This is a genomic window from Candidatus Enterococcus murrayae (assembly GCF_017315985.1).
GTDB classification, from domain to species: domain Bacteria; phylum Bacillota; class Bacilli; order Lactobacillales; family Enterococcaceae; genus Enterococcus_A; species Enterococcus_A murrayae.
This window is the reverse complement of record NZ_JAFLVR010000069.1, coordinates 1-13275: the sequence shown is the minus strand read 5'-3', so window position 1 is coordinate 13275 and position 13275 is coordinate 1. Positions and strand designations below refer to the sequence as shown.

General features: G+C 41.7%; 7 protein-coding genes. All 7 read left to right on the top strand.

The features are described 5' to 3' along the window. Window positions 1-229: 229 nt before the first annotated feature. The gene (locus tag JZO85_RS20600; RefSeq protein ID WP_207110397.1) at window positions 230-2038 is read left to right on the top strand and encodes a SpaH/EbpB family LPXTG-anchored major pilin; all 1809 of its coding nucleotides are present in this window, start codon (window positions 230-232) and stop codon (window positions 2036-2038) included. A gap of 27 nt (window positions 2039-2065) precedes the next feature. Further along, entirely contained in the window at window positions 2066-7126 is a 5061-nt protein-coding gene (locus JZO85_RS20595; RefSeq protein ID WP_207110396.1) for a SpaA isopeptide-forming pilin-related protein, read from the top strand. Window position 7127: 1 nt separating this feature from the next. Continuing rightward, entirely contained in the window at window positions 7128-7844 is a 717-nt protein-coding gene (locus tag JZO85_RS20590; RefSeq protein ID WP_207110395.1) for a pilin N-terminal domain-containing protein, read from the top strand. Between the two features lie 106 nt (window positions 7845-7950). Then, the gene (locus JZO85_RS20585) at window positions 7951-9714 is read left to right on the top strand and encodes a sortase family protein (RefSeq protein WP_207110394.1); all 1764 of its coding nucleotides are present in this window, start codon (window positions 7951-7953) and stop codon (window positions 9712-9714) included. A gap of 14 nt (window positions 9715-9728) precedes the next feature. Continuing rightward, complete coding sequence (locus JZO85_RS20580; RefSeq protein ID WP_207110393.1) at window positions 9729-11885, top strand: glucosaminidase domain-containing protein; 2157 nt, start codon at window positions 9729-9731, stop codon at window positions 11883-11885. A gap of 26 nt (window positions 11886-11911) precedes the next feature. After that, window positions 11912-12490 carry a signal peptidase I gene (gene lepB, locus JZO85_RS20575; RefSeq protein WP_207110392.1) on the top strand — a complete coding sequence of 193 codons (579 nt, stop codon included), beginning with the start codon at window positions 11912-11914 and terminating at the stop codon, window positions 12488-12490. 40 nt (window positions 12491-12530) lie between these two features. Further along, the coding region (locus JZO85_RS20570; protein ID WP_207110391.1) for a hypothetical protein at window positions 12531-13275 on the top strand (745 nt) is incomplete at its 3' end.

Sequence of the window (13275 nt, the reverse complement as noted above, 5' to 3'; positions counted from 1 at the left end):
GAATAGCTAGGGATAGTAACAAAAATGATGAACTTATTTACAGCTTTTGAAAGGAGGTATGTTTATCGAAGGACAAACATACTAAATATTTACTAGTATCCAATACGAAAGATCGTTTCATCGAGTGTTGGGAAAGTGAGTAATTGATAAAATGGCGGCAACCTTTTTTCACTTACTTATTTTAACTAATTTAGGAGAAAAAAACAAAAAAGAATAAAAGGAGCTTATTATGAAAACGAAAAGAAAATGGATAAGTAAAGCGGCAATGACTTTGGGTGTATTGACAATGTTGGGGGCGGCAGGATCGGGCTTAGGATCAATCGCTTATGCAACACCAGCGGTTCCTTATGTGAGCACAAACGCGATTTCTGATGATACATCAGATCGGACGATTACTCTTTGGAAGTATGAAATCAAAAGTTCAGCTGAACTTGGTGAGCGAGGAGATGGGGAAAAGCTCGATCCATCTGTGACACCTGATACAACCGGCAAGAAATTAATGGGAGACGTAGAATTTGAGATTGTGCGTGTTATCCCTAAAAAGGATGCTTCAGATAATTATTACAAATTAGATGATCCAACGAAGCAGGTAGAAGGCACACATTATGACGTGGATTCAGGATTCACCCCGATCAAACAAAAAACAGGGGATCATACAACAGGTGCTGGCTTTGGTACGACGACTTTTAATGTAGGAAATGGGAAAGCAGCCGATGGTATTTACTTGATTCGCGAAGTGCCAAATTCTTCTGGAGACTATACGTATACAGATGATGAAGGGACTGAGAAAAAAGTAGCGACACCGATGGCGCCATTCTTTGCTTATTTGCCACAGACAAAACGTGACAGTGAAGACAAGTTGATTTATGACGTACATGTTTATCCAAAAAATATTGTCAATGATACAGAATTAGATAAAACAGTACAAGATCAAAAAGGCTACTCAATCAAAGCTGGCCAACCTTTCCAATGGGAAGCAACAGTGAAATTACCGACTGGTTTGTATTTTGAAGCAAATGAAGACATGACGATTACTAACGTATTCGATAAGGATGGAGTTGCACAACCAGATATCGATGTAACTGCAGGTACGGAAGTATATGCCAATCATTTTTACATCCATGATGCGCTTGCAAAAGAACTTCACTTAGACGATGTAAATGTAGAGGTATTCAATGTTGGCGGTACTCCAGTGCGTTTAACTTTAGGTACGGATTACACTGTTTTCAAAAATGGAAGCAGCACAGCTGAAACTGCTCATCCAATCACTGATCCAAATGGTGCAGTAACAGACATTCGAATTGAATTAACAGAAGCTGGAATGAAGAAGGTTGAAGGCAACTATACACATATCCAAGCCATTTATGAAACTCATACAGATGTTGATTTCAATGGCGTAATCGAAAACAAATTCGATAGCGGCTATTTGATTCCAGGGCAAAAGCCGATTACAAATACAAGTGAAAACAATCCAGAGTATTTCGATGGTGGATTCACGATTGATAAGACCGAAGAAGATAAAGATAAGAAATTAGCAGGTGCACAATTCTATATTGCGGCGAGTGAAGCAGATGCGATTGCGAAGAAATTTATTGCTTCAAATGGAGAATCCTACACATTGAATGACGATGGTTCTGCTACTCCGTCTTTACCAACTGGAGTTACTTTCTTAACAGACACAACAGACGCAAGTGGTCATGCACAATTTGATGGGTTGGCATTGAACTGGTATACCGATACGAATTCGAATGGCAAACAAGATGCCGATGAACCTACTTGGGCACATGCGGATATTGAACGAGATTACTGGTTAGTAGAAACTGTTTCACCAGATGGATTTGAGTTATTAAAAAATCCGATCAAGGTAACAGTCAAACTTGATCCGGCAGATGTCACAGTACACGTAGAAAACAAAACACAAACCAAATTACCATTCACCGGTGGCACTGGCACCATGTTGTTAATCATCATCGCGATCGGAGCAATCACTATTGGTACCGCAGCAATCGCAATTGATAAAAAACGTCGTCACGCTTAAAAATGGGGCAGAAAGGAAGGACAGACCATGCGCGAAAAAATTAAACAAAAGCCAATAGTCGCAGTTCTTCTTCCCATAACTCTTCTTTTGGGAGTAGTGATTCTCATCGCTACTTCCATTGGTCCTTTGCTAAATGCCGCATTAGATGTTCCTTTAGTACAAGTAGAAAATGAAGAAGGGAAACAAGCAGAAAGCGTTAAAACAAAAAAAGAGTCTGAAAAAATTCAATTGATTGCTAAAGAAGACGGTATTTTTGAACTGAAGTACGATCAGAATTTTTCAGTCAAGATTTTAAATGATAAAAAAGAAGAGTCATCGATTCCTATCTATCACAAAGAGGCTTTATCTTCTGAAAAAGTGGACGACATTTTTAAAAAGATAAAAGAAGACGACGAAGACTTTTATAAAGGTGAAGAAAAGAAACCTGAGAAGAAAGTAACTTTTATTCGCGTGATGGAAACTGAAGCGAAAGGATCGCTCTATTTTGAGTTTGAAAAAGATCAAAAGCAATGGATAGAGGTTCAAAGAAATACATCTGAAACTCTAGACGTGGCACTTTCTAATGCTAATGATACAGAACGTATACAACAAATTCTGCAATTTGAATCATTAACAAAACCTTTAGTTGAGTCAGTTTCTAAAGAACCTGAAAAAACTGAAGCTAGTCAAAAATCAGAAGAAAAAACTCAAGAAACAAAAGAGCAAGATACTCCTGAAAAATCTGAAGAAGAAAACAAATCAGAGAAAGCACAAAAGCAGGGAACGACTGAGAGTTCAACCACTTCTGAAGAGAAAAAAGAAACGACTGTAAAAGAAAGTTCTAACAAGAAAGAAAAAACAACCGAGTCTAATTCAAAAGAAGAAACAAGTGAGGAAGCATCAAAAGATACTTCTAAAGACAATGAAAAAGATGAAAATAAGCTTCCTGAGTTAGGAACACCAGAAAGCTATAAATACGTTCATGCAGTAGAAACAAAGAAAACGGATGCCTCCTTAGATAAGTTGTTAAAGGCTAAATACAAACCAGAAGACTCATTGATTAAGCCTCAATATTTATCAACAAGTAAAGAAAGTAAGAAAACAACTAAAGAAACCAAATCGGATAGTCCGATTATTATTCGCGATGTGAATTTGTCGGTTAAAACAGGAACATCGACTTTTGATGGTGATAACTTACCTGGGCATGATAAAGACGAAAATAATGATATCGTTCGTTCATTTGATCAAGTAAGTTATTTAGTTTCTTTTTCAATTCAAAACAAATTGATGACTAAGAAATATACCAATATACGTTATCGAGTAATCGCTAATCTTGATAATGCAGTAGAGGTTATTGATGGCGTTCCAAGAAATAATGCGGAAATTGGAAATGGAACTTATATCGATAAAGCTGGTGGATCAGGAGCGCAATATTCAGAGGGAGTCATGGAGTCTGTTATTAGTGATACCGGTCAAGTGTTTGTCCCAATCTTTATGAATGTCTATGGATCTCCAAACGGTAAAAAATTGAAGCCAACTCTCAAATTGGAAATTGTAGATGCAACGAATATTGAAACCGGTGAAACAGAGACCTTTAATGAAGTTTATGATTCATCGGAATTACCAAAGTTAACAACAGCCGAAACCACTGTATCAGCAAAGCCCTCTGTGAAAATACAATTGGTGAGAGGAGAAACAAAACCAAGCCAATTAATTGGAATGGTTAATGGATTTGTCAAGGCTTTTGATATGGGTATTGTCACTGTATTAAACTCTCTGCCAGAACGTTCTACAGGCGATTATCGAGGATCGACTTTTCCAAGTGGGGAAATTAGTTATACAATCAAACAAAAGGGAAGCTACCAAATTGGCAACAATCCTGCGCAAAATATGACTACTGGACATTACTATCCAGCTAGCATTTTTGGTTATGCCCCGGCTTACAAAGATCGTACGGCTGCTCCTTGGACAAAAAATGGCACAGTGAATGTTGATCAACTTGAAGATACGCTGGATATTCCACATGCGAAAACACAACAAATCTATACTTCACAACCAACAGGTGATCTGACTAAAATTGGTGTTTATGACTCAGGAGATTTTAGCGGTGGTAGTACAAACGGTTATAATGGTACATTGATGAAAAATGCTAACTATGTTGGCGCTTTAAATCCCTATACTTATAATATGACGGGAAAGCGTGCGCCTGAGGCAACAGCAAAAAGCTTCTCCAGTCTTGAACTTGTTTTTGGTTGGGACAGTAGCCTAACGCAGAACTTTGCAAATAGTCAGGGATGGAGCCGCTATGATAATACCTTTTATATAGATTCTATTTCATATGATGGAATCACTAGCTCTAATGATTCGAGTATTACCTATCCAACGATTATAACACATCCGGGAGCATTTGCAGGGGGACCGGTCGTAGCTCAAAGAATTAGGGAAGATGATGATCAAGATGTCATGACAGGTCTAGGCGCATCAGGGGCTGTATCTGTTAACGATGGAAATGTTCAGCTTACCAAAGGAACAAAGGTATACATGAGTAGTTTTAATCCAACAGCAAATCCGGGTGTAAGAGAAATAAAATCACTTTTGATGTGGGATCCCAGCGCGTTTGAATACGATACATCTAGAGTTTCATTTTCTAATAAAAGAGTTGGAGCAGAAGTGATAAAAGAAAACTTTAAATATGGGGTGGCAAAGTCTCTAGTGAACTCACCTCCATATACAATGACAGTCAAACAACTGGATTCGCAGCTGCAAGAATATGATTGGTATGATACTCCACAAGCAGCGCAGTCAGCAGGGGCGATTAGTGCTGTGCTTTATGATGGTTTTCCAACGCCTGAAACAGTCACAATCGGTCGGATTCATCCTGCGGTTCCGGTAAAAGTAATAGGAACTGCGGGGGATAAGAGTCCTGTTGGGAATCGATTAGTTTTATTAGCTGCAATTCAATTTTTAGATGAGAAAGGTAGCGTCTTAGAACAGGTCCCAAGAGTTGGGACACCGGAGAATTATAAACCAACTATTTTTGATTCTTCTGGTAACCCTATTTCCTACCCTTATCATTATTGGAACTGGACGGGTGAATCAATCTATATTAAAGGATTCGGTATCACGACGAAAACTGAAGTTGCAAAATCTCTTTATCAAACGAATGAAGATGTGGATATTAAAGTTACTGGAACGTTTACTGGTAGTCCTGATGTTGAATATGATAGCGCGCTAAATACGACGTTACCCAAAGGGATTCATTATAAACTGGGAAGTTCAAAAGATTCACTTGGAAATCCTTTACCTGATCCTACGCCTGTAAATAATCCAGATGGCACAACAACATTACGATGGGTGCTTTCTGGTATTTCTAATAATAGTGGAAAACTTAATACAGGTGTAGAAGTGAATTTTTCAACAACATCTGATATTACACAATTATCCTTTAAGGACACAGGATACACTAATTCGCTAGAAGTTAAAACAGTTGGAGAAATGTGGGTAGCAGATGATCCAAGTATTAAAGATACATCAAAAGAAGCACTTCGATCATCATTGGATACATTTATCGAATATCTAGTTCAACAGATTATTTTAAGTAAAGAGGCAGATAAACCATTAATTGAAGTGGGAGATAATGATCCGCGACCTTCTGGTGAAGACACTTCAATTACGTATAAGATAAAAATGGTGAATGAAAGTGCTTCTGCCATTCCAAACTCCAAATTATTGGAAGTGTTGCCATACGACGGCGATACTAGAGGTACTAGTCTACATGGTAGCTATACAGTAAAAGAAATCACTGTAAATGATGAAAAAGCTAAAATTAGCTTTACTAACAATTCTACTAATGAGGATACAGATCCAAGTAGTATCTCTGGTTGGACAAGTTATGTACCCGGAACAACACCGATTTCTGCAATCAAAGATGCAAAAGCCGTTTTGGTAAGTCATGACTCACTAGCTGTGGGCAAAACAATTGAATTAACTATCGAAATTCAACCAACAGGACAGAAGGCTGGAGATGTTCTTGTCAACAACGCTTCAATGAACTCTGAATTGAATCTTCCTGTTAATTCCCAAACGGTTTGGACAAGAGTTTATGGTCGCGATCTAACTGGTTATGTCTGGTACGACGATGACTATGATGGGCTGATTGGCACTAAAAAGGATGGATTACCTGAAGATCCAGTCGGAAATATTCCAGTAAAGCTCTATCGAACAAGTTTGAAGGATCCGAGTTATGTCAAAGAAATAGTAAAAGAGAGTTTGACGGGAGAAAAATTTATTGATGATTCTGGAGACTCCCTTATCAAGACAGGTTCGGATGGAAAATACAAATTCGAAAACCTTCCAGAAGGTAATTATATTGCGGAGTTTATGGTAGGAGATATCGTCGTGACACGAAAAGTGGCAATTGTTACTAAGCAATTAAAAGGTACGGACGAGTATGATCCATTGAACTCCAAAGCAGACCCTAATACGTTCAAAACGCCAGAGGAGAATGAAGATGGCGATCCTTTCTATGTTCATCCAGAACTGAAAGATTTACCTGCGATTCTGGCAGGTACAGATAAGGTGCAGCACATCACTGACGTGAACGCTGGTTTAACTCGTCTATCAAAGATTCGACTTTTCAAGTACGAAGAAGGAACAGTCATTGATGCAAACAATAACGGGACATTAGAACCTGAAGAAATCGAAGCAAGCACCACCAATGCGTTAGAAGGTGCAGAGTTCCAATTATACAAAGGAAAGAAAGATGATCCAAATACGATCAAAGATGAAAACAAAATTGGTAACCCAGTAAGAACTGGAAGTGATGGCTGGCTGGAATACGGCAGCCTACCGCCAGGATTTTACACGATCGTTGAAACCAAGGCACCAGATGGATTTGAATTACTGAAAAATCCGATTGAAGTAGAAGTCCCAACCTATAACTATATCGCCATCGTCCATGTTCCTGATAAAGGGCAAACCAAGCTACCGTTTACGGGGGGAACCAAAGCGATGCGGATTATCCTGATTGCTTCTGCGTGTCTATTCGTGATTGGCATGTCTGGTGTCTTCCTGCATTTTCGACCGACCAAAGGAAAGGGAGGAAACTAAAATGAAAAAACTATGTCGTTTATTGTTCAGTTTGATTGTTTTCTTCCTGAGCTTTGGTGGGGTGGTCGCTGCTCATGCCGAAGCAGAGACCGCTGAAACGCAAGGAAATACGGGGTACAGTATCTTCGTTCAGAAATACAAGATCGAAGATTTTGCCAAAATTGTGGATACGATGCCATTGGATGGGACGAAGGCAGAACAGGTCAAAGATGCGGATGGGAAGAATCTGGATCCTTTGCCTGGGATGACCTATGAGATCACCCGTGTTACCCCGATCCAAGGGGCGTCTGGGTTTGAACCTGTTCAAGGGGATGGGGCCTTTCATACGACGATTACGACGGATGAAAAAGGGCTTGCCCATGCGGGGAATTTGGTTCAAGGGATGTACCAAATTGTTGAGAAGGAACACGCGCAGTTAAAAGACGTAATGGAACCTGTTGTCGTCGAACTGCCGTTTCCTCAACAGACGGGAGAACCCTTGAATGAAGTCTATATCTATCCAAAATCCAGTGTCGTAGGCAAGACCCCTAAATTGCCTGTAACCAAAGGACCGGATGGCACCCCAATCGAAGTCGATGAAAAAGGGGAGATCAAACGCTTGCCGCAAACCAGTGGAAACATTGGGACTGCACAAGTATTACTGTGGATATTAGCCATGATCGTCGCGATGGGCTGCGTCGGGATGTTTAGTATCCATCGTAAAAAAGACGTTTTTTAATCCATTCATGCATCATTACTAAAGAAAGAATCTAGGATGCAAAACCACTTGTGTCCTTGATTCTTTCTTTCAAATTGTGAATCCCTATTGGAAAGAAGGACCCGTCATGAAGAAGAAAAAACAATCGAAAAGAAAGCAGAGAAAGCATTCATTTTTGAAAATCTTTGCGATCATCATGATCGTAGGTGGCGTGTTGACCCTTCTTTATCCTATCGTAGGGAATTACTTAGCTAATCGTGAGCGGAGTCAAGCAGTGTCTGAGTACGACGATACGATGAAAAAGATGTCGCAAAAAGAAAAAGACGAACAGTGGGCATTGGCGAAGGCTTACAACGAATATATTTACAATAAACAAGAAGGATTACCGAAGGGTGATCCAGTGGTTTATAACAAGATTATGAAGCAAGGGGATGTCATGGGAACCGTCGATATTCCCGCGATTGATATCAAACAAATGCCTTTTTTTCACGGCACGTCATTCAAAACATTGGAGAAGGGCTTGGGGCATTTTGAGCCCACCTCGATCCCAATCGGTGGGAAAAATACTCACTCAGTTATTACGGGACACAGTGGGGTCAAGAACCAGGTACTCTTTACCGATATTCGAAATTTAAAAGAAGGCGATTTGTTTTTTATCAATATTTTAGGCAAACGCTTGGCGTATGAGATCGATTCCTTTGAAGAGATTTTGCCAAGTGATGTCGACAAGGTCAAGATTCATAAAGGCAAGGACAAAGCCACCTTATTGACCTGTACGCCACCGGGGATCAATACGTTCCGACTGTTAGTCACCGGGCATCGGATCGATTATAAAACAGCGGTTAAGAAGAAAGTGAAGAAACGCAATACGTGGAGTTATCAAAATATCGTCTTAGCCACCTTGGGACTGAATGTCGCGATCTTCGCCTTACTCATGGGCTTGTATCGTCGCTTCATCAAACGCTTCCGATCGGAGGATCCGATTGTCTCTGCCAAAGCGCGGAAAAATCTGAAACGGCTATTCCTAGTTACAAAAACCTTGTTCATTCTTCTATTTATTACGATGACGGCGGTACTCGTCACCGCCATCTACGGATATCTCCATATGGAGGAAGAACCGGCGTCTGCCGCAGTCAATATCGGGCTTCGGGAAGAACTGAGTGCTTACAATATCGATAAAATCAACGAAGCGAACTATGGCGAGAAACAAATCGCCAGTGTGAAAATTTCAGATTACGCGAAAGCAAAATCGGTCGTCCAGAACACAACGAATAACTGGGGTATCGGAAAAATAGTGATTCCCGATGTTTCAATCGACCTGCCGATTCTAGCAGGGATGGCGAATGAAAATCTGTTAACCGGAGCGGCGACCTACCGCTCCGACCAACAGTTAGGTCGCGGAAACTATGTTGTCTTAGCACACAATATCTTTGATAAGGATGTCCTGTTGCACCGCATCCAAGATTTGAAAAAGGGGCAGCTGATTTATGCGACGGACTTTAAACAAGTGTATGTCTACGAGGTGTCTTTGAACAAGATCATCGAAGAGACCGAGGTGTCCTATGTGGAAAAGGAGCCGAAGAATGGGATCGCGAAGCTGACCCTCTTACGATGTGAAGGGGATATCGGAACGATCTATCGGCGTCTTGTTCAAGGAAATCTCAAGAGTGTGCATTCACTACATGATGCCGAGGAGGATCTCTTCAAGCAAATGAAACTGAAGCGCGAGGATCAGAAAATCGATGGCACTCTAATAAAAAAGGACCCGGTATCTGAACCTGAGCGAGTAAGCATGACGTTGGCTGCGAAGATCATTTCTGATCCGATGCAGACAGTGGTGCCCTTATTTTTACTCTTCTTATTACCCATTTTATTCTTTAGTTTGATTTAGAAAGGAACCCATGTATGAAAAAGATCGTAATAGGTGTTTGTGGACTACTCGTTTTCATCGGTGGTCTGGCTAGTATACGCAGTGGGGTGTTGAAGGCCGGTGAGCTGACCAACGACTCCTCTTTAATAGTAGAAACAGGAACTGTAGAAAGTGCGTTCACTGTTCCAGAGAGTAGTGAAGCGCCTGTAACTGAAGCGCTCGTGCCAGAAGTCGTTGAGGAAGTTCCCGTTGCAGAACCCGAAGTTCCTATAGCGGAGTCGTCGGAAATACCAGAATCGTCTGTTCCATCAGAAGCAGCACCTCCGGCAACGTCGGAATCGGTGCCGACTGAGAGCAGCACGACAGCGCCTTCGAGTAGTACAAGTTCATCTAGTAGTCCATCGAGTTCGAGTGCTGTGTCCAGCAGTTCAACGTCAAGTACCACAAAACCGAGCAGTACAACACCAAGTAGTACGAAGCCAAGTCAGACGACACCGAGTGCATCAACACCAAGCAGTTCGGTGCCAGCGCAGTCCTCGACTAGTCAAAGTCAAGAGGAACCCGTCGCGCCAACGCCTGTTGTGCCAAGTACACCTGCCGCGACAGCTCCAGTGACACCCAATACGACAAGTGTTCAAGCCGATTCATTTGTCGCACCAACAGCGCCAGAGGCCTTTTCGCAGACGAGTGCACTGAAGCTGCCAAGTGAGTTGAAAACAACGGAAGTCGCTCAATCAGATTTGAAAGGCTTTGAACTGCCGTTGTTAAGCAGTTTTGAAAATAAAGCCCATGCGGCAGTGATTTATGAAGGCATTAAAAAGCTTGGAGTAAAACAGGAAGAGGATTACAACGCTGAGCAACTAGCGACGGATGTATACCATGATTTATTTGAAAAAGAGAGTACTGGGACACCAAAAGAACTGCCGGAAGAACTCAGTGTGGGTAGTTTGTTGTACCAGAAGAAAAAAGACAAAACGACGTTAATTGGAGTCTATATCGGGGACGACTATTACCTGACGGTTGATGATGTAGAGATTGAGGAAGATGTTGAAAAGGCATCCGATACAAATGAGAGTAAATCAGACGAAGCTTCGAATAAAAAATCAGAAGAAAAAGAAACCCAGCGTCAAGTAATAGTAGCGTCGATTGATTTGGAAGACGACCTTCTAACGCAAGAATTACCAGAAGCGAACTTGACTGAATACGGTGAACAGGTCTTGGCAGAATATCCAGCTTCTATGAACTTCACTGAGAATGAAGGCGCAAAGGCTTTTATTGAGAAAATCGCGGAAGATGCTCAGAAGTTAGGGCAAGACTACGATGTCTTCGCCTCTGTCATGATCGCGCAGGCTTTAATAGAAAGTGGTTCAGGGACTAGTACGTTGTCCTTATCTCCAAACCATAACTTATTTGGGATTAAAGGAACCTATCAAGGACAATCCGTATCGATGGCAACGCAAGAGGATCGAGGAAATGGTGATTTGTATTCCATCAACTCAGCGTTTCGTAAGTATCCAAACTACGCAGCGTCCTTAGGGGATTACGTGGAGCTATTGCGTGGGGGCATCTCAGGCAATGCGGGGTATTACCAACAAGCATGGCGTTCTGAAGCGAAGAATTATTTACGCACAACGAACGCATTGACCGGGACTTACGCGACTGACACGAGCTATGGACAAAAGTTGAACTCGATTATCGCGTTATATCATTTGACTGAATACGATCAGGTGAAAACAGACGGCGCTGGTTCTGGCGTCTTCATCAAAGGCAAAGAAGAAATTCCAGAAGAATACCGCAGCCGCATGAAATACCCAGACTACAACGGTGTGGATTACAACAGTTCAGGCTCCTATCCGGTTGGTCAATGTACGTGGTATGCCTTTAACCGTGTGAAGCAATTAGGCAAAACCGTTGATGACTATATGGGCAACGGTGGCGAATGGGCAACCAAAGGAAAAGCTTTAGGGTATGAAGTTAGTCAGAAACCAAAGGCTGGTTGGTTGATCTCCTTCAATCCGGGCGTCGCTGGATCAGATCCGCGGTATGGGCATGTGGCATTCGTTGAGGTCGTTCGTCCAGAAGGGATCTTGATTTCCGAAGGCAATGTTTATGGCGGTACGGTGATTTCGTATCGAGTGATTGACACCGCATTGGCTACTTCTGATCAAGTTTCATATATTAAGGCAAAGTGATAAAGAAAAAAGGAGCACCGTAACTTATGGCAACTGTTCGTTCACGTCAAACAAAAAAAGAAGAAACTCCGCCAAAGCGCTCGATTGCTAAAAGTCTTGTATTGACTATTCTGACCTTACTGGTATTGGTTGTGTTGTTCATCTCGGGGCAGCTAGTTCGCAGGGAATACAGCTTTCATCCCATCTCAGGCACGTCTATGAAGCCGACGTTGACAGAAAAAGACATGGTTTTAGTCAAAAGAAGTGATCCGATTCACCGCTATGACGTGATCGCTTTTTCTGTCAAAGGAGAAGAAGGAAAGTTCGTCAAACGAGTGATTGGGATGCCAGGAGATACGATGTTCATTCGCAATGATCGGATGGTCCTGAACATTGGCGAGCAGGGAGATTTTGAGACGACCTACACGTTTCAGCTGTCTCCGGCTGTCGCTGAAGAATTTCAAGACTTAACCAAAATTCCTAAAGGATTGTACTTTACGACCGGTGATCATATCGATGTGTCGAAGGATAGCCGTACGTTTGGCTTTGTTTATAAAAAGGAAATCGAGGGAAGGGTCCAGTTCCATCTCCCCTCTTTGATTAGAAAGCAGGAGGAAAGCGAATGAAGAAGAAACTCCTGTTGTCCGCCTGGCCAGAGGTGAAGGAATGACGATTATATTAGGACTAATCAGTGCTGGATTCGTTGTTATAGCTATTATAGTTGTTTTTATCCGACTACTCTTTGACTTACGATTCGCCGCGATTCAAAAAGAACCGGATCAATCGCCTTTGTTTCGCCGAAAGGTCAACTACCTAAGAAAGCTTGAACAGGCGAGACATATTCGTTACTTACTGCTTACTTCGCTAGTGACTGGCGTTGCCGTAGTATTGTTTATTGGTTCATTTCTCCTTTTGGCGGAGGATCATCAGAAACTAAAAAGAAAGAATGTTCAATTAGAAAAGCGTGTCGAAGGGATGGAGCACCGACAGGAACAACTTATCCTAAGCATTCCCTTGAAGAACTACCCAGAAGATGGGATCGGGCTCAAAGCGTATGAGTGGGATAAGCTGGCTGGGGAAGCTAAAAACTCTGCGCTTCAAAACCAAATGGAAGCCGAGATTACCCAACAGACGATGCCTTATTTTGGTTCTGTCGAGACGAGTGTTTCGTTATCTGAGCCGAAAACAATGTCTCTTCAATTGAAGGGCCAAATGGAGGACGAGGCCAGTAAAGAAACGATTCAAAAAAATATTGATCGTTTTGCGAAGGAAGCAGAAGGAGTACCTGAGCTGACGGCTATTCATGTTCGGATGAATGCATCCGTTGGAAAAGAGAAAAAAGTGGTTTATAGCGTGAACTATTCTCGCGAAAACGGTGAGGGTGTGTTCAATAAAAAGAATGTTTCCGAGC

What these genes read in the sequence shown, in the direction of transcription:
- JZO85_RS20595 (WP_207110396.1), top strand. Translation starts at nt 2,066, where the DNA reads ATGCGCGAAAAAATTAAACAAAAGCCAATAGTCGCAGTTCTTCTTCCC.
- JZO85_RS20580 (WP_207110393.1), top strand. Translation starts at nt 9,729, where the DNA reads ATGAAAAAGATCGTAATAGGTGTTTGTGGACTACTCGTTTTCATCGGT.
- JZO85_RS20600 (WP_207110397.1), top strand. Translation starts at nt 230, where the DNA reads ATGAAAACGAAAAGAAAATGGATAAGTAAAGCGGCAATGACTTTGGGT.
- lepB (WP_207110392.1), top strand. Translation starts at nt 11,912, where the DNA reads ATGGCAACTGTTCGTTCACGTCAAACAAAAAAAGAAGAAACTCCGCCA.
- JZO85_RS20590 (WP_207110395.1), top strand. Translation starts at nt 7,128, where the DNA reads ATGAAAAAACTATGTCGTTTATTGTTCAGTTTGATTGTTTTCTTCCTG.
- JZO85_RS20585 (WP_207110394.1), top strand. Translation starts at nt 7,951, where the DNA reads ATGAAGAAGAAAAAACAATCGAAAAGAAAGCAGAGAAAGCATTCATTT.